Source organism: Alkalilacustris brevis (assembly GCF_003350345.1).
Classification (GTDB): domain Bacteria; phylum Pseudomonadota; class Alphaproteobacteria; order Rhodobacterales; family Rhodobacteraceae; genus Alkalilacustris; species Alkalilacustris brevis.
Genome location: NZ_QNVJ01000040.1, coordinates 15,832 through 34,204, shown reverse-complemented (window position 1 = coordinate 34,204; position 18,373 = coordinate 15,832). Strand labels below are relative to the sequence as shown.

The following is an 18,373-nucleotide window of genomic DNA, read 5'->3' as shown; positions in this document are numbered from 1 at the left end:
ACAGAGCCGGAGCCCTCCAGACCAAAATCACGCCGACTATCCCAAATCATTCGACGACGGACAGTGTTGAAATAATTGACCGTGACGCCGATGGCGAGTTGCTGATCCGACTCTTCGCTATCGCTGGGCGTTTCGGCCCCGGCCCCGACACGCGTGGTCAGGTAGTCGGGCAGGTTGAAGAAATTGTCGAGGGTCTGCTGTGGGTCTTCAAACGGATCGGGCAAGTTTTCCGGATCATACGCTTCATCCCTCTCGGGCGAGGCGAAATCGCTCGCCACCTGTTCGATATAGTCCTTCAGCAGTTCCGAAAGGCTCTGCTCCCAGGGGCGCGCGTTCTGATAGGCGGTGCGCGCCTGCACATTGACAGAGGTCGCGCCGGTAACATTCAGGTTCCCGCCCAATTCCGCCTGGGTCACGCCGGTCATCGACGCAACGGGCACATTCAGGAACACGCCATAGCCGAAATCGCCGATGAATTCCTCTTCGGTCTTCTGGTCATCCTGGCCGACGGAATCGTTGTATTCCTGAAGCTGCTCTTTCATCGCCTCGGTCAGCGAGGCCACATCGCTGGTGACAGCGCGCAGCAGCCCCTGCCCGCCCTCGCCTGTGGCCGGGTCGTCCTCGTCGGTGTTTTTGGCTGCAAACCGCAGAACGGCATTCACATCGATCGCACCGCCCGCCGTAACAGGCGTGGCCGCCAGGTCGACCAGCGCGCGATCATCGTCAAGGTCGCGATACTGGCCGCCAAGCGTGGCGAAGGTGTCGTTGTTATCGAGCGAGATATCGACCGCAAGCGCGCCGGCAAAGCCGGGCTTCTCGCTTTCGTCGTTACCGCTACCCTCCGACATGATGCCAAAGTCGCTGGACGCCGTCCCAGCATCGCCATTGTCCTGCCCGAGGATCTTGTCCTTGAAACTGTTCATGAAGCCGAACAGATCGTTATTCGCGTCGTCGGCGTCGTCCTCTTCGCTGGCATCGGCGGCCTCGGGAGGCTCATCGACGCCCAGTGTCGCGCCGGTGGTGTGCTCCTTGCGGAAATAGAGCGTCTCGGCCAGCAGGTTCAGGTCGCCGCCTGTCGTGATATCTCCGCCCAGCACGGCCTCGGTCAGGGTGTTGCCGATGGAAACGGAAGTTGCGAGCGCGAACTTGCCTTCCTTGCCGGCATCAGCCTCGGTCGTGAGGTGATGATTGAGACCGGTCAGCGCCTGCACCGTAAGGTCGCCGGCGGCATCTATAGAGCCGCCATTCACCAGAACCTGGTTGGTCAGATCACGCACCGAAATGGTGATGCCCGCCGCGATGTCCTTGTAGGATTTCGGGTCGAGCGAGGTGCTCACATTCTCTGTCGCTGTCGAATTGACCACGATGTCGCCCGAACCGCTGATCAAGGTCGTATCGGTGATGGTGACGCGGCTGGTCGTATCGGTGATCGCAACCAGAAGGTTGAGCGGATCGCTGCCCGGCTCGATGTTCACATCGGTCTGGGCATGGGCGTGGATATAGATCGCATCGCCCGAGGTGTCGAAGGCATGCGCCAGTCGTGCGGTAAAGGAATCGGGCTGGCCGTCACTGTCCACATCGGCATCGTCATGATCCGCGCTGAACTCATACTCGCTTTCGGCCAACCCGTCGGGCGTCAGAACCCCGTTGTCGGCTAGCGAGGTCGCGCTGGTGTCGAACCCGTCGCTTGGCGTCATGCCGGACCAGTTGCCATCGGCGGTCAGGCTGCTGCCGATGATCGATATCTCGGCATCAGCCGTAAGATAGGCGACCTGGATCGGGATCTTGTCGCCGTAAGGTTCGGCCAGGTCGTTGATGGCCTGAATATAGTCGCGGGTCTCGAGGCCATCGCCGCTGATCAACTTGCCGGTCAGATCGAGCCCGACATCGAGCACGGCCTTAAGGAACCCGTCGCTGCCGCTGGCGGAACTGTCGGGCGCTATCGCCCCCTCGGCCTGCGCATAGGCCCCGATATAGATGGCCCCGCCGTGCAGGGTGGCGTCGGTGATCGAGATGCGGGCAACGGAGTCGTCGAAGGCCACAAGCCCTGACGTCGCATCACCCTCGGCCCGCGCCAGAAGGGCGATCAGCCCGCCGTCATAATCGTCGCTATCAGAATGCGCGTACAGGTTGGCGCCATCAACGTCGATGATCGGGGCAGTGATGATCAGGTCGCCCGAACTCCCGGTCGAATTTGCGCCCGCCTGGTCGCCCCCGGCGCCGCCGGCAATCTGCCGGGTCGAAATCGTAACCCCGTTGTCTACGGTGATCCGCTCATCGGCTTCGAGAATCCAGGTCGCCCCGCCAGTGTAGACATCCGCGGTGACCTCGATCACGGCCGGGTCGATATAGACAACCCCCGCGCGCCCCTCCTGCGAGGTGGCGTCAAGCGTCCCGCCGAAACTCACGCGTTCGCGCGCGCTGAACTCGATGAAGCCGCCATCGCCCGCCACGGCGCTGGCACCGATACGCGCCCCTTCTTCCAACAGCGCCGAGCCATCGGCGAACAGATAGACCAGCCCGCCATGGCCGTCGCCCACCCCGTCGGCAGAGATATCGGCGCCTGCATGCACGTCGATATCACCACCGGCGGTCATGGCAATGCGCCCGCCATCATCGCCCGAGCGTGCTGTCGCCTGGCCCGAGACGCTCATATCGCCGCCGGAATGCAGGCGGATCACGCCACCGCTGACGGTAACACCGCTGGCGCTTTCGGCGCCATCGGTATTCACGGCGGGGGCGGCGGTCTGCTCCCCCGTCGAGTCGATCACGTTGATGCGGCCATCCAGCAGCATCCGCGCGCCTGCGCGCAATTCCAGCCTGCGGGCGTTGATCTCGCCGTAGAGTTCGATCGCACCATGGGCGGAAAGCGGTTCACCGCCCGCAAAAAGCTGCGCCACTGCAGAATCGTCGATCATGCCGCCCGGCCCGATCAGCCGATCGGCAAATCCATGCGTCGCGGTCGAGACCGTGAGGTTGCCGGTATTGATAACCCCGCCCGCGCCCACGACCATCCCGTCGGGGCTGACCATGAAGACATTGCCGCCGATCTCGCCGCCCTGGAGGGTGTTCAGCGTGCCCTCGATATTGGTCACGCCGTTGCGGATGACATTGATCAGCGCCCCGGCGACCTCGGGCTGGTGCAAATTGACGGTTTGGAGTTGCTCGACCGAGAAGCGCTCGAACGAGTTGAAGGCATTGCCGCCGCGTATGGTGTCGGTGGTGATGTCGGTGATGTTGCCCGAATTCACGATGCTGGTGTCGGTACGACCGTCCGCGACGATGCCGCCCGAGGCCATCGCGACCGCGGGCGACAGCGCCACCGCCGTCGAGGACAGCAGCGCCACCATGATCTTGAAACGTTCGCGCATGCGCAACGGACGACCGGACCGAACCTTTCCGTACTTGCCCATTGCCTTCACTCCTCGAATGGTGCGCCGCGGCCGATCCTGCCGGGTGCCTGAAACGCCTTACCTGGCCGCCGAGATCGCCCTCAGCGCCGTGTTGAATTCACTGATGTCGAGCGCGACGATGATCGGCTCGGCCTGGATGTCCGGACGGTAGCCGAACAGCAATGTGTCATGGGCCTCGAACTGGGCCAATTCCTCGGAATCCAGGGGGATTGCCGCCTCGCACAGCTGACCAAGACACCGCTGCCAGACCATGCTGCGCTGCTCGCCGTCGTCGCCATCGAACCGGTAAACTGCGCCACCCGGCAGATATGCCCCGATCGGCACCTGCGCGAGCAACACGGCAGAATCCTCGCCCTGCGGCACAGCAACCATGCGCACGATGAGCCTGTCGGTTTCCGCAACCGAAAGCTGCTGCACGATACTGCATGCGACACGGGTCACGGTGATGGCTTCGCAACTGACAAGCCAGTCTCCGAAAAGCGTGTTGTTGAGCACCTCGGCGCCCTCTGGCGACGCACCGGGCGCGAGCACCAGCGGTGCATCCCCCGGATCACCGACGCTCAGCCCGCCATCGGAGGATGTGTCTTGCGCCAGAGCCGGGGCTGCAAGAAACGGCAGCACTATGGATGCAAGCAAGGTTTTCTTCACAACAGGTTTCCTCATTCCAGTTTTCAGAAAGTCCAGTCCAGCGCGAGATACCCAGTCGGACCCGAAGCCTTGAACCCGAGCGTGTCGCGCAAAGGCATACCCACAGAAAGCGACGCCATGACACCGCGCCGGAACTCGATGCGCGCGCCCGCCCCGATCGAGGCGAGAATGTCCTGATCTGTATTGATCCCGCCGTCTTCACGATAAGGCACGATCAGTGCGGCATCGAGAAAGGCAAAGGGCGTCACGTCCACTCCGCGCTCCTGGCTCACTACCCAGGGGCGGGCGCGCGAAACCTGGGTCTGCACGATGATTCCGCTGTCGCCGCTGCGCACGGCATTGGGATAGCCGCGCACCGAAGCCGCGCCACCCGCACTCAGCAGCCGCGCATATGGCAGGTTCTGACGATGGGCGAACTGCATCAACGCCGTCGAGGTCCACAGGCCCCAGTCCCCCAAGCGCCGCGCATAAGAGAGGTTGCCGAAAAGCAGTGCGAAATTGCCTTCCGTCTCACTCGCGTCCTCCAGGTCGGCCTTGCCGACGCGCAGCCCGAAAGCATAGGCCAGCAGCGCGTTCGGGAAATCGCGCTGATGCGACACACCCAGCGTCAGATCATAGATCCGAGCATTCTCGAAGGCGATGCCCGACAGCGTCGACTCGCTCTGCTCATAAGTCAGTTCACTGCTGAACTGCCAGTGGCGATCCGGCTGCACCCAGAATGGGAGGCTGTATGAAAGCGTTGCCGAGGCCGAGTCGGTCTGCAAGTCGATCGGACTGAAGGGATCCGAGATCACCTCGGATTGCGCATAGTTGAGCGAGAAGGCCAGTCGCCCGCCACCACCCCCCATCGGCAGCGAATAGCCGGCCGCCACCGAGCGCGCGCCCTGTGAGCCGCGCAGCTGAAGGGAAAGGATGTCGCGCCGCCCCGTCACGCTGCTCCAGCGGCCGAAATAGGTCAGCCGGACTTCGCCCGTTGAGGGCGAGCCGAAATTATCCAACGAAAGCGTGTGCGAGAAACGCGGCGGCTCGTCCCCGCCCACCTCGACACGGGCATAGCCAAACTGCTGGCCTGGCCCGAAGCTGAGCACGGGGCGGAAATCATGTGCGACCTCGAAGATTCTCAGTTCGCGCTCCAGCCGTTCAAAATCCGGCCTTTCTTCCGTCGGCAGCGTGATATTGGCAGTGATGAACTCGCGGTTCGTGTGTTCGAGCGGCGAAGTATCCACCTCTTCGATCATCGCCTCGACGAGACGAGTCTGAAGCACCCCATCCGCGATGTCCTGCGGTGGCAACACGGCCTGCGCTGTCACTACACCGGCAAAAGTATAGGCGCGATTCACCTCATCGACGAGTTCCATGAGATCATCGAAGGTGATGGTGCGGTTCAGATAGGGGGCCGCGATCCGCTGAAGTTCCGCGTCAGAGATATACTCAGATGCGTCGAACTACACACCGGAAATCGAGAAACTCTGCGCAAGGGCGGGCGAAGCGACAGCCAGCATAGCTGACATGGCGAGTCCGAAAACACCTCCCCGGAGCGCCCCGGATGAACGACCAAACCTCATCCGTTATCGTCCGCCAACTGATCGAGCGCCTGCAAACCAGCCGTGACACCCATGAGCGAGATGTCGATACTCGCCGCCGGCGCCGAAGGTGACGGACGATACCGTAACTCGGCCGTCTGGCCTGCACGCCACGATCGCTCCCCCTCTCCGTCAAGCTGAAAACGGGCCTCGCAAGCAACCTCGCTGCAATGGACCCACTCGGCGCGCTGCATTGCTCCTCCGCCCCGGCCCACGAACACTCCGGAGGGAAAATGCGCGCCCAGCGGAACGAAAAGATCAGCCATGCGGGCCTGTTCCCCCTGCGCCAAAGGTTGCAGTATGACAGTCCCCAGCCAGACCCTGTCCGAAGACATGAGGGTCTGCGCAAGGCGGCATTCCCCCGCCTCTGAACACACCAGCGCCCAGTCACGAAATTGCTCGGTCGCGTCGCCCTGCGCGACGCCCCATGACGTCGAAATGGTCATGGTCACCGCCGCGAGCAGGATAACCCCGCTCCGGGAAGCGTTACGCCGACCGCTCTTTGAGTGACATCCGCCCGACAAGTCCAAACCAACTCACACTGAAACTAACGAACACAATATCTTTCAAATCTTGCACATTAAGCTGCACGTTTACAACACATTTTTAACCACACCAGTTTTTGCAGGGGCTGATTGTCGTTGGCTACGCGACCATGGTTTCAGTTTCCAGAACAGTACAGGTGAGCCGGAGAACGGCTCCTGCGGTCGCTGTGGTGAACCAACCCCATGCCCTCGAACAGGCTGTCCGTGCACGCCGCCCGGCAAGTAGGCACTTTGCTGACACAGGCGCGGAACGCAAAGAGCCTCGCCCCGAGGGAGGCCTCTAAGCTTATGATATAGCGCCTGATTCTGGTAACAAGAATAGGACTTGGCCTATATCGAACCAAAGGCATGCTTCACCCCTGCGGATAGCCCACTTGCGGCCATGCGACACGTAGATAATATTTCTCTCTTGAAAATCATGTGGTTAGCCAATGGCCATGGGGGTCTTTCTTGCACATTGCACCGCGCGGGCCGAGCGACAGCAATACCGTCGAATTTGACAGGTTCAGCGTGAACCCGGATACCAGACGAATAAGGTGCCAGAAGCGGAAGGGCACTTCATTCCACCGACTTGTCTATGAAGCCCAGCGTGCTGGCATTTTCCATCAGCGTTCTGACTTTGGCTCGGTCGCGACCAGAGGCGTTTTCTGCGGCAATCTCGAGTTTCAGCGCAACCTCGGCTCCAAGCATTATCGTCAGCTGTTCCACGATGGGGCTGGTTCTACCTGTCCGCAGTGCTAGACGACTTCTCGCACCACATCGTGGGCTGGAAGCTCTGCCCCAACATGAGGGCCAAAGATGTCAGCGCCACGCTGGATATCGCCCTGAGGCCGCCCGCCACCGGTTCAAGGGCAAGGCCGAACGGTTCATGGCGGGGCGGTGCGCGATACCGCCATGGCGCTCCTTTTCGTAGTGCGCGGCGAGGGTCACATATTTCACCTCGCCAAGCGGCCGAGTGCGCCAGGCTTTCAACCCGTCATCGAGCAGTTTGGCGGCGCGGCTGGTCTCCCGCCATGCGCGGCATCGGTGGTTGCAGTTTCCCATCGCCGGTCTAGATTGTCGCCGCAACCCTGAAGGAATCCGGCCAGACATGACCCAGCCCCCTCTGCCCCCGACCTGGCAATGCGTGATGGTCTGCTGGGGCGATCGCTATGGGGTCGATTACATCAACACGCTGGTGGCGGCGATCCGCGCCCATGCCGCGCGGCCGCCGCGCTTTTGCCTGATCACCGAAGCTGACAAGCCAGGGCTGGACCCGGCGGTGCGGATCTGTCCGTTCCCTGCGTTTTTCCTGCGCCCCGAATACCTGCGCGGCGGCTGTCAGGCCAAGCTTGCCATGTTCGAGGCGGGCGTGCTGCCCGACGATCTTCCGGCGATCTATATCGACCTCGACACCGTGGTGCTGGGCGATCTGGGGCAAGGCGTCGCGATGATGCCCCGGCGCGACTCGATCCTGATGCTGCAAAGCGCGGTCATCCCCTTTGGTCCGCTGGGGCGGCTGGCGGCCCGGCTGACGGGCGGGCGCAAATATGCGCGGGGCAATTCCTCGGTCGTGGTGTTTCACCCGGCCGAATGCAGCCATATCGCCGCGCGCTTTCGCAATCTGGCCGCGCAATACGCCTATAACGAATTTCGCCCCACCGTGGCGGATGAGCGGTTCATCAGCTGGGCCGCACAGCCGCAGATGAAGGCACTGCCGCGGCGCTTTGCGGTCAAGTTCACCTGGGAATACATGTTCTGGTGGACGCCCTGGCTTTACCTGAAGGCGCTGTTGCCCGGCGCGCGGCGCCGGCGGGCGCGGCAGGTGGCGGTCACGCTCAATGATGCGGCGATCAAGCCCGAGGTGCTGATGGAGCTGCCCGAGGGCGGGCGCATCACCGACCGCAAGGGCCGGGTGCTGATCTGGTCGGACCGCACCATGGGCCCGGCGCGCGGCAGGATCATCGCCTTCTACAGCCGGTTTCTGGGCTCAGGGCAGGGCGGCAACCACGTCTGACAGCGTCGCCACCCGCCGCACGGGATTGCGCAAGTTGGTGGGCAGGCGATTTTCGAAGAAATGCGTGCTATTCGCCAGTGGGGTACTTGAGTAAAGTAATGCGGCTATGTAGAACAAGTAGAATTATTGCGTGAAAACGCCATCATGCAAGTTGTTGCGGTGTGGTTATGTTCTTGAATCGAGACAGGGCACTGGGGAATGAAGAGATTGGAGGTTTCGACTGCTGATCTTGTGGCTGTTGGCGGTCAGAAACACGTTTATCGTGTTAGTGGGGCGCCAGATACCCTTGTTAAAGTCGTACGCCCGGATCGATTTCATAAAATGCCACCGAGTAAAGATAAAGTTTTCCGGCGGTTGGGCCGAAGACTTCTTCCGTCCAGGAGACGTTTTGGCCCGTACTGGGAGTGGAACCGAGAGTTGGAGGAATTTATAGCATCGCTGGCACGGCTGCACACTCTACCGACATTCGTTCCAAGGCCACTTGGGTTTGTTGAGACAACAAACGGAATTGGGTACTTGGTAGAGCATATAAGAAGTGCAGATGGTACTACGGCACCAAACCTTCGTAAGTACGTCGCAGAAAATGGTTTCGATGAGAGGTTGGAGGTCAAAGTTAACGATTTATTTTCGGATATAGATTCTTATAGGTTTGTAATCTCCGATGTTCGCGCGAGTAATCTTGTATACGGGCGCAGAGTTGGAGATTTGGATGATCGTATTTTTGTTGTCGATGGACTCTACGAGGCCACTTTTATTCGTTTGAGAACGATGTGCGGCGCCGCATTTAGAAGGTTTAACATCAGAAAGAGGCGCCGACTCTTGGAGGAACTGAAAAAGCGAGGGCGTTACCCCAATTAGTGCTCTTCGAACAGTTGATTCAGGCCATTGTACCCGCACTGCGCCGGTAATCGTTTCGGAAACCGGCAGCGGGGGCGCGTCCATCTTGAGGTTGGGCTGCACGACGATCTGGCAATCAGGGCGGAACCAGGGGCGGGCCTCGGCGGCCTCGGCCTCGGTGAACACCTGAAGATAATCCACATGCGCAGCCATCCAGCGCGCGACGCCGGGCAGTTTGCGAAAGGCCTTGCCCAGCCGCCCGTTCATCTGCCCGTTGACCAGCGCGATGGTCGCGCCGCGCGCCTTGAGCATCTGCACCGCGTTCGGCCACATGTCGCCTTCGCCAAAGATTGCAAGAGTGGGACGCCAATGGTCGAGAAAGCGCTGCATCGCCGCCGGGGTATCCAGCGGGGCAAGCTGGGGAATGACGCGCGCGGACTCTTCCAGCCGTGCGAAAACCTTTTGCGCCGAGGCCGTGCGGGTCGTCACCACACAGATGGTGGCGGCGTCGTTTTCCAGAAATGCCCGGATCAGCGGCAGCAACGCCGTGGCATCGCCCGGCCCGATGGCGTTGAGCCAGATCAGCGGCCCATCGGGGCGCGGGGGCAGCCCCAGCGCCATGCGCTCGGGCACACGCGCGGCGCTTTCGCGCTGAGCATTTCGCGCTGCCCGGTGCCGCAGAATTGCGATCACTGGGGCACTTGGCAGCAGGTGCATCAGCCCGCGATAGAGCCGGAGCGCCACGCGCTCGCGCAAGCGCATCTGCACCCAAGCGCTGCGCTCGTATTCCTTGGAACTTACGCTCTGTCCTCGCTGCAACGGCAATGTTCTCCCACCTATCAGGATTTCGCGAGCGGCGGCCATAAGGAAGTTATGGATGCGCTCCAAGAAGCTGAAAGCGCCCGTGGCCTGCCCCCCGTCGTCCCTCGTTCATACCGAGAGCTTTCCGGCTTCGACCAGGGTGACAGGCTGGTACTGCCCCCCGATTTCGTCAGCGTGATCGGGGTCTTGTTCCTGATCGCGCCATGTGGCCGTTCCTCGTTGAAGTATCTGCGCCAACCCTCCAACTTTTCGGCCCTGTCCGCAAGCTTCAGGAACCAGTGCGTGTTCAGACATGCGGCACGGAACCTGCCATTGAACGCTTCGATGAAGGCGTTGTCCGTGGGCTTTCACGGGCGTGAGACGTCGAGGGTGACGCCGCGCTGAACCGAGCCGATCCGCTTCAGCATGCTGCGCCTGACTGCGCCCCGAAGACCGCCGCGCACTCGGCCTCCCATGCCGCGCGATGCTGCGCGGGGTCATCCGGAAACCGGCCCAGCGCCACCGCGAGATCGAAGAAACCCCGTCGCGGCAAGTCGCCCGCGCGGCTGATCACCAGTGCGGCGACCATCGGGCGGCCGGCGGCCACATCCTCGCGCATGGTCTGCTCGAGCGCGGCGGCAACGCGCTGGATGGTGCCGGGTGGTTGCAGGCCGAGTGCGCTGGCCAGCGCCTGATAGGTGATGAACGGATCGCCTGCGTGGCGCCCGGCAAGGGTTTCGCGGATACGTGCGGCAAGAACGGTGTCGGTCATGTGCTCACACTCAGCCTTTTGGCCACATCCTCGAACCCCGGGTCGGCAGCACAGAGCCGTTCGAATTCGCGCCTTGCGCGGGCGCGCTGGCCGGTCTCGAAGTAGAGCACGGCGCGGTCATAGCGGATCTCGTGCAGCAGCGCCTCGGGCCGATCCTTGCGGCGGCGGTTGGCGAGCGTGAAGACATCGATGGCGGCATCGGGCAAGCCCAGCGCGGCCAGCGCCTTGCCGCGATAGAGCAGGATCGCCGTATCGACCGGGGTTTCATTCTCGACATGCGTCGTGGCGCGTACCACGCGATCCATGAGCGCGCGGTCCTCGGGCGTGTCGAGCGCCAGCTCGGCGAAGGAGAGCAGAACCACCGGGTCGGTCGGGTCGATCTCCAGCAGGCGCGCGATGTGCGCCATGGCATCGTCGTGGCGGTCCTCGATCTGCGCGATTTCCACCAGCGCCAGCCTTGTGCCGCGCTCGCGCGGAAAGACATGGGCAAAGATGTCGGACGTGATCGGCAGGCTGGCCTGAGCGGCGATCTCGTATTTTTCGAACAGCGTGCCGAGGTCACCGAGTCGGCCCAGCGCGTGCTGGAAAAGCGCCTTGGCGCAATCAAGCTCCTCGCGGCGCAGGCGGATCATTCCTGCCATCCAGGCGGCATCGGGCAGATCGCGCGCTTCTTCCAGTGCCGCCAGCGCCGAGTCCTGATCGCCGTCATTCAGCGCGCGAATGCCGTCGATGAAGCGCCGCTCCTCGGCCGGGGTCATCAGTCGCTGGAAAAACCCCAGCTTCAGCCGGTCACGCTGCGGCACGCGTGGTGCCGGGGCTGCCCCGCCGCGCCCTGCGCGCTGGCGGTCATGGACGGTGTAGAAAAGCCCCGTGCCCGGCAGGCCCGCCGTCGCCCGGTTGCCGCGCGGGCTGATGGTGTATTTCGCCCCGCGCGGGCCCAGCGACAGCGAGGCCGTCGATTTCGACAGGTTCAGCGTGACCCCGGGGGCCAGACGGATACGGCGCCAGAAGTGGAAGGGCATGGAACTCCCCCAGATCGCATGATCTCATTCTATGACCGGGTAATGCGGCGCGCCCCAGTCGTGGTCTGGGTTCGACATCATGGTATCGACGAAGAGCGGCATGAGCGACAGAAGCAGCGCGCAGCCGTCGCCGACCTGCCCGCGGTTGACGCGGCTGTTCCAGGTGGCGCCGCCATGCACAAGCTGGTTGCGCAGCACGTAAAGCCGGTCAAAGAGGATGCTCAGCATGGTTGGCGTATCCTGCCGCTCGATGGCGTATTGCGCGGCCTTGCGGGCGTTCTCGAAGCGGATTTCCCAGTTGGCATAGTCGGGATGGCCGTTGTGGTGCTTCCAGAACGGGCCGAAGATGTAGCGGTTGGCCAGCAGTTCCGAGATCACCCCTTCATACTGGTGCCAGATTTCATGGGCGATGCGGCCCTTCGGGTCATGCGCCACGAGTGCTTCGAAGAATGCCTGGAAACTGCTGCGCGCGGGCGCGCCGTGATCTTCGCCCAGATCGTGCGCATAGGCCGCGTTGAAGGAAATCCAGGCGAGGATGAAGGCGGTGTCCTTGTCCTTTTCCTCGACCTCGCCCGCGCGGCACAGCCAGCTCAGGGCGCGATGGGTGCGCAGGTTCAGATCCGTCGGGTTGGCTTCCCGCAGGCGGCGGTGCTTGTCACGCAGATAATCGAAACGCATCTCGGCCGGACGCTCCATCAGTTGTCTTCCCCCCCGTTCGAGAGCGTCACGCTCCCGCGCCGCATCCAGTTTATCGCAGTGCCCCTGACGGGCTTGTCGGGAAATTGCGTGGCGACAGCTTCGGCATAAGCCGATAGCTGCGGCTGGTAGGTCGCGTGGCGCGCGGCAAGGTCTTCCGCCCCGCCCGACTTGTGATCGACGATCAGAAAGCCGTTCTCACCCTCGGCCAGCAGGTCGATAATGGCATTGGTCTGGGCGCCGCTCGCAGCCTCGATCTGGATAGGCAGTTCCACATGCAGGCGCGCATAGCCCTTCGCCTCCAGCCAGCGGCGCAGGGCATCGGCCTGCGCCGCGATGGCGGTGAGGGTCTGCGGCCCCAAGCCGGTGGCGGCCCCCGCCCGATCCTGCAGGTCGGGGCGCGCAAGGGCGGTGCGCAAGGCCAGATGCCAGGCGGTGCCGCGCAGATCGGCCGGTTCCGGCGCTTCGCCATCCAGCGCAACCGGGGTGCCCAGATCGATGATTTCGACGGCGGGCGCCGCGGCAAGCGGTATGGACGTGGCCTGCGATGGCCGCCGCCGCCACAATGTGGGCGTGATCGCGCGCCGTGCGCGTGGCTCGCCGAAAGCCGGCCTGGGCGCGGCCCAGTCTTCCTCCGGGTCATCGAATTCGGGCGGCGGCGCGTCGCCGCATTCGAGAATGCGCGCGGCAAAGCGTTCCTTGCCGATGGCGGCCTTGCCCGCCTGCACCTCCAGCCCGCATTCGTCGGCCAGCATCTCGGCGTAGTTACCCGGGCCGGGGCCGTCGGAGGGCTTCTTCAGCTTGAAGTCCGGCCATTCCAGCACCAGCCGGTCGCGCGCGCGGGTCAGCGCGACATAGAGCAGGCGGCGGGCGTCCGCCTGGGCGGCGTCGCGCTTTGCCTCCAGGAATACGGCCTGCTTGTCCTTGATCGGCAGGACGGGGGTGAGGCGCAGCCGCGCCCTGGCCAGCACATCGCCCAGCTCGCTGAAATCGGCGAACTCGGCGCGCAATGTGCCGGGGCGTTCGGTGATGGTCGTGTCCAGCCCGACAACCACGGTGATGTTCCACTCGCGCCCCTTGGAGGAATGCCAGGTCACGACTTGCACACCCTCCGCCGCGCCCGAGCCCGGGTCGGGGTGGCGGTCGAAATCGCGCTCAAGGCGGCGTGCCTCCAGCCAGCCAAGAAAGACCTGCGCGCCGTGGCCATAGAACCCGGCGGCGGCCTTCATGTCGCGATGGGCGGCCTCGAATGTCTGCGCTTCGGCTTCCAGCCGCAGCAGGTCGGCGCGCATCTGCGCGGCATCGGGCAGGCGCGCGGCCCAGTCGCGCAGATCGGCCGCGGCGATGACCTCGGACAGCACGACGCCAAGCGGCGCAGTTGCGGCAAGTGCCGACAGCTGCCGAACAGGGCCGAGCGCCGGGTCATCAAGCAGCGTGCCATCGGCCAGCGCGGACATAGCTTCCTGCAACGGCATGGCGGCAGGCCCGAGCGTGAGCAGGCTGAGCGCGGCATGGGTATCCGCGGGGTCGGCAGCCAGGGCAAGCGCATGGCGCGCGGCGGCGACAGGCGGCGCCTGCATCCAGCCCATGCGGTTGATGCGCACCGGCACACCCAGTTCCTGCAGGCTGTCGGCATAGCGCCCGGCCTGAGCATGGGTGCGGCACAGGATGGCAATGTCACCGGGGCGCACGCGGCGCGGCCTTGGCGCGTCAATCGGGCTGTGGCGGTCGATAATGGTATCGCCATCGTCGAGGATCGCCTTGATCCGTGCCGCGACATGCTGCTCGGGGCGCGACTTGTTGGATCGCCGCCCCTGCGGGATGCGCAGGAACTCCAACGCCGTCTGCCCGGTATCATGGCGCTGCGGGGCAAGCGCGACATAGGCGCCGGGAAACAGCCGCGCGCCAAGGGCATTGACCAGGCCCATCACGCGCGGGTCGCTGCGCCAGTTGCGTGCAAGCGGCATGACATTGTCGGGGAACTGTGCAACCAGCGCTTCGGTCAGGCGCGGATCGGCCCCCTGAAACCCCATGATCGATTGCTTGGTGTCACCCACCAGCAGCGTGCGCGGCGCGGCCTGCGCGATGCGCCACAACAGCGCGAACTGCACCGGGTTGGTATCCTGAAACTCGTCGACAATGACGCAGTCGGCATCCTCGATGATTGCGCGCAGCACCTCGGGATGCTCGCGCAGAAGGCGCTCGGCATCGACGATCATGTCGGCAAAGTCGATCACCCCGGCGCTGCGCTTGCGTTCGGCATAGCCCGCCATGATGGCCTGAGCGCCAAGGATCAGCGCGCGCAGGTTGGTGCAGGCGTCCTCCAGCGGCCCGGGATGAACAAGCGCGCCCTCGGCGGCGGCCATCACATCCTCTGACAGCGTGACAAAACGCTCGGGAATATCCGCGCCGCGCGCTTTGGTGCGCAGGCTGCGCAAGGTCTCCCACACGGCCCAGTCGCGGCTTTGCGCCCTACCGGCAGAAGCCGCGCGAAGGGCAGCAAGCTGAGCGCGGAAATCATCGCGGGCGGCTTTGGTCGTCCCGTTATAGGGCGTGCCGCCTTCCGGGAATTCCTCAAGCAGTTGCGCCGCCGCTGTCTGCAAGCGCGTGTCCAGCTTTCCGGGGTCTTTGCTGACCTTGCCGTAAGCTGCGCGCAGGGCGGCTTCGGCATCAATGGCCAAGGCAGGGTCGGTGCCGCCATCGCCCAGGCCCCGCAACAGGTCGATCGCGCCGAACACGGCGTTGCGGAAATCATCCTCGATCGTGGTGCCGTTCCAGCCCTGCGCCTTGTAGCCATGGCGCGGCAGGTCGCGCTTGATCGCATCGAAGGCCTCGCAATGGGCCAGTTCCTCGCGGATCAGCAACTCGCGCTCGGCCTCGCTGATATGGCGCGGCTGGGGCGAGCGACCGGCTGCGAAGGCGTGCTCGGTCAGGATGCGCAGCCCCAGCCCATGAATGGTCGAGACATAGGCGCGTTCGACCGCAAGTGCCTCCTCGACCAGCCCTTCGGCCAGAAGCGTGGCGCGGATACGCTCGCGCAACTCGCCCGCGGCGGCCTCGGTGAAGGTCACGGCCATGATCCGCTCGGGCCGCACCTGCCCGGCCTTCACCAGCCGCGCCAGTTCGGACTTGATGTGAAAGGTCTTGCCCGAGCCTGCGCCGGCCGGAACGATAGTGAGCGTCTCAGGCATCCTCATCCTCCGTTGGCAAGGGCGCATCGACCATGAAGACGACGACCAGCGCATTGTCTTTCAGCGCATAGGGGGTCAACTTCGCCGCTTTCTCGAAATAGGCCTCGTCGGCGAGCGTATTGAGGCGGATGTTGCCTTCACCGGCTTCCTTGATGCGCAGGCGCAGCAGGTTGAGCGCTGCTTGGGAAATATCGCCTGCCACCGCCTCGAAGCCTGGCGCCGGCGGCGCGATACCGCTGAGCAGAATGCCGCCATCGTTGATCAGGTGATAGGCCACACCGATCTCGGGCCCCGCGCGCAACGCCTCGGCCAGTGCGCCTTCCTTCAGTTCGGGGCGCAACAGCATCGCGCGATAAAGCCCCAGTTGCAGGTCCCACCCGGCTTCCATCCGGTCGCGGCGTCTGCCGCTGCCGGCCTTCTTGTGATCGACGATCAGCAACCGACCATCGGGCAGCCGCAACAGGCAGTCGGCGCGGCCATACATGCGCAGGCCATGGGCGTCGCCCATCAGCGCGATCTCGTTGTCGATCACCTCGGCCCCGGCGGCGGCGAGGGCCTCGCTCCAGCGGGTTGCGGCGCGCGTCACGTCGCGCGCGAGCCCCTGCCGTTCAACCCGCCAGACGGCCGCCTGCATGAAGGGCGCATGGCGGCGGATGGCCTGTGCCAGAAGCTCGGGCACGCGGGCAGTGATTTCGGCCTCGTCCGGCAGTGGGCTTTGCTGGGGAAAGAGGTGCTCGAACAAGTCATGCGCCAGCGTGCCGGCCAGAATGTGGTCATAGCCTTCGGGCGCCCAGATCACTTGTTCGGCGCCGAACTCGGCCAGCGCCCAGGCCAGCGGGCTGACCAGCAGGGTCTCAAGCCGGCTGGGCGATTGCCGGCGTGGCACACCCTCGGAATCGCGGCGTGTGGCAAAAAGATCGCGCCCCAGCCGGATCACGCCATCGGCGGGCAGTTGCTCGGCGGGGTCGTGGATGAGCAGCGGCATCGCGCGGGCGGCGCAGGGCCAATCGGCGGGATCGGTGGCGCGAATGTCCTTGATCAGGGTCGCGGGTTCGTCCACCGGCTTGCCGCTGGATGGGTCGGCAATGCTGCGCGCAAGCAGCGAAAGCGCGGTGGACGGCCCCTGCCGCGCCCCGTCGAGCCCGCGTATCGGGCACAGAAAGGTCGCACTTTGCGTTGCGGCGCAAAGCTGACGGCGAAACAGGTCCAGCCGCTGGGCAAGCTGGGCACCCCGGTCAGGCAGGTTGAGCCCAGTGGCCGCACGCAACGCGGCCAGCTCGGTATCGAGAAAGAGCGGAGAGACTCCGCTGGCGCGCGGATAATGCCCCGCCGCCATGCCCAGCACGATCAATTGCCGCGCCGGGCGCCAGGGAAGGGCGGATTCGGTGAAGACGCTGACACCCTCGACAATCCGCTCGGCTGCGGGTGCCGGAGCGGGCTGGGGGTTGAGAATCGAGAAGAGCGCATCCCAATCGGGTTGCGCGCTGGCCGCAAGCTGCGCCTTGAGCGGGCCGATCTGGCTGCGCAGAAGGGCAACATCTGCGCGGCAGTCAGGCGTGTCCGCCAGGCTCTGCCCCAGCACATCCAGCCGCGCCGCCACGCCGGCCGCGTCGCGTGGCGGATCAGCGCGCAAGCTGCGGAAGAGCCGCGCCGCGCGCCCCTCCAGCACCTGCGCCGCGCGTGGGTCAAAACGGCCCTGCATGACCTCGCGTGCGAGTGTCGCGCCGGTTTCCGCCGGCCAGGGCATCAGCGGCGAGACATAGAGGCTGGCAAGCGCCATCGCCGGGGCCGGGGCGCGCAATGCCAGCAGAAAATGCAAAAGCGTCTCGCGCGCAAGATCGCGGCGCGGTTCGGCCTCGGGCAGGCCGGAGAGGATGATGCCTGCCGCGTCGAAAGCGTCGCGTAGATGCGGGTGGTAGGTGGCATCGTCAGGCAGCAGCAGGGCGATATCGGACGGCTCCGCGCCCGCGTCGAGCTGCCGCTGGGCTATGGCAGCGGCCAGTTCGGCTTCTTCTGCCAGATCGCGCACCCCCCAGAATGTAAGCGTGCCATCGGGTGGCTGCGGCACAAGCGCCCGCCCCAGCAGCCCGTGCTGCGCAGCGTGCAGGCTGCTGCCCTCGGGGGCGCCTCGGGTCAGGGGGGCGGTGCGGTTGGTCCAAGCCACGTGTGCCGCCTCTGGCGCCGTCCCATGATGCGCCAGAAGCGCCGCGCGCAGGCTTTCCTCGGCCCGGGTCGCGAAACGCGGCGTGCTGGTGTCGATCAAAGGCAGGGCTTCAAGCGCCTCCGCCCCGTCGGCCGCAATGACATGCCGCATGACCTGCAAATCGGCGGGCAGCCCATCGCCAAGCCCCTGCCACAGCGCCATCAGCGCCCGGCAATGGCGGTGCAGCCGCGTGCCCTCGGAAAGGGCGCTCAAATCGACCTCACCGCGCTCCAACCGGGGGGTGGCGAGGATCAGCGCGCGCAAGCCCGCCATGACCGATTGCGCGGTCTCGCGCGGGGCGATGGCGTGGCTTTCCGCCCAGGGCGCGCGCGCGTCAGCCAGCAGATCGGACGGATCAGCCTCGGGTTGCAGCGGCACGAGATAGACCTCGCGCAGCAGATCCGGTGTCACGTTGCGCACGGCGCCGGTCATCGGATGTGCGGTGACAATCGGATCAAGAAAATTCATCAACCTGCCTCAAGGTTTATGGGCGCAGCATCCGGCGTGGGGTCGGTGCTGTCAACCGGACCTGCGCCCGTGGCGCGGGTTCGCGTTGCGGGTGGCGGTTCGAGGAACTGGAAGGTGCGACAGGTCACCGGCGTCTGCCGGCCAATGCCCAGACAGGCCGCGCAGACCCACCCCGACCGCCCCATGCGCGCCGGTGGG

General features: G+C 64.5%; 13 protein-coding genes and 2 pseudogenes. 2 read left to right on the top strand and 13 right to left on the bottom strand.

The genetic code is table 11. The features are described 5' to 3' along the window. The 6 genes from DQ229_RS05850 to DQ229_RS16245 form a co-directional block, all read right to left on the bottom strand. A partial coding sequence (locus tag DQ229_RS05850) for a leukotoxin LktA family filamentous adhesin (RefSeq protein ID WP_114965339.1) occupies positions 1–3,371 on the bottom strand: 3,371 nt, incomplete at its 3' end. 99 nt (positions 3,372–3,470) lie between these two features. After that, positions 3,471–4,076 (bottom strand): invasion associated locus B family protein, encoded by a 606-nt coding sequence (locus tag DQ229_RS05845; RefSeq protein WP_114965338.1) that lies wholly within the window; start codon positions 4,074–4,076, stop codon positions 3,471–3,473. A gap of 8 nt (positions 4,077–4,084) precedes the next feature. Further along, positions 4,085–5,488: a ShlB/FhaC/HecB family hemolysin secretion/activation protein gene (locus DQ229_RS05840; protein ID WP_114965337.1), complete on the bottom strand. Its 1,404-nt coding sequence runs from the start codon at positions 5,486–5,488 to the stop codon at positions 4,085–4,087. Between the two features lie 134 nt (positions 5,489–5,622). After that, on the bottom strand, positions 5,623–6,090 hold the full coding sequence (locus DQ229_RS05835) for an invasion associated locus B family protein (protein ID WP_114965336.1): 468 nt from the start codon (positions 6,088–6,090) through the stop codon (positions 5,623–5,625). Between the two features lie 515 nt (positions 6,091–6,605). After that, positions 6,606–6,746, bottom strand: a complete 141-nt coding sequence (locus DQ229_RS17010) for a DUF4236 domain-containing protein (protein ID WP_114965335.1) — start codon at positions 6,744–6,746, stop codon at positions 6,606–6,608. A 1-nt stretch (position 6,747) separates the two neighbouring features. Beyond that, on the bottom strand, positions 6,748–6,897 hold the full coding sequence (locus tag DQ229_RS16245; protein ID WP_155326451.1) for a hypothetical protein: 150 nt from the start codon (positions 6,895–6,897) through the stop codon (positions 6,748–6,750). 382 nt (positions 6,898–7,279) lie between these two features. On the opposite strand from DQ229_RS16245, the gene DQ229_RS05820 reads away from it, so the two are divergent. After that, positions 7,280–8,185 carry a hypothetical protein gene (locus DQ229_RS05820; protein ID WP_155326450.1) on the top strand — a complete coding sequence of 302 codons (906 nt, stop codon included), beginning with the start codon at positions 7,280–7,282 and terminating at the stop codon, positions 8,183–8,185. A 198-nt stretch (positions 8,186–8,383) separates the two neighbouring features. After that, complete coding sequence (locus DQ229_RS17005; RefSeq protein ID WP_114965341.1) at positions 8,384–9,043, top strand: YrbL family protein; 660 nt, start codon at positions 8,384–8,386, stop codon at positions 9,041–9,043. A 90-nt stretch (positions 9,044–9,133) separates the two neighbouring features. On the opposite strand, the pseudogene DQ229_RS17000 reads toward DQ229_RS17005, so the two are convergent. The 7 genes and pseudogenes from DQ229_RS17000 to DQ229_RS05780 all read right to left on the bottom strand — a co-directional run. Then, positions 9,134–9,739: pseudogene (locus tag DQ229_RS17000) on the bottom strand (3-deoxy-D-manno-octulosonic acid transferase); the annotation flags it as partial. Between the two features lie 251 nt (positions 9,740–9,990). After that, a pseudogene (locus DQ229_RS05805) lies at positions 9,991–10,221 on the bottom strand (integrase core domain-containing protein); the annotation flags it as partial. Positions 10,222–10,244: 23 nt separating this feature from the next. Continuing rightward, the gene (locus DQ229_RS05800) at positions 10,245–10,595 is read right to left on the bottom strand and encodes a hypothetical protein (RefSeq protein ID WP_202909517.1); all 351 of its coding nucleotides are present in this window, start codon (positions 10,593–10,595) and stop codon (positions 10,245–10,247) included. Beyond that, positions 10,592–11,617, bottom strand: a complete 1,026-nt coding sequence (locus tag DQ229_RS05795) for a DUF4236 domain-containing protein (RefSeq protein ID WP_114965332.1) — start codon at positions 11,615–11,617, stop codon at positions 10,592–10,594. Before DQ229_RS05795 ends, DQ229_RS05800 begins: the two co-directional genes overlap by 4 nt. 24 nt (positions 11,618–11,641) lie before the next feature. After that, the gene (locus DQ229_RS05790) at positions 11,642–12,313 is read right to left on the bottom strand and encodes a HEPN domain-containing protein (protein WP_114965331.1); all 672 of its coding nucleotides are present in this window, start codon (positions 12,311–12,313) and stop codon (positions 11,642–11,644) included. Continuing rightward, on the bottom strand, positions 12,313–15,504 hold the full coding sequence (locus tag DQ229_RS05785) for a UvrD-helicase domain-containing protein (RefSeq protein WP_114965330.1): 3,192 nt from the start codon (positions 15,502–15,504) through the stop codon (positions 12,313–12,315). Before DQ229_RS05785 ends, DQ229_RS05790 begins: the two co-directional genes overlap by 1 nt. Then, a complete protein-coding gene (locus DQ229_RS05780) occupies positions 15,497–18,175 on the bottom strand; it encodes a PD-(D/E)XK nuclease family protein (protein WP_114965329.1) in 2,679 nt (892 codons plus the stop codon). The genes DQ229_RS05785 and DQ229_RS05780 overlap by 8 nt, the downstream gene beginning before the upstream one ends. Positions 18,176–18,373 lie beyond the last annotated feature (198 nt).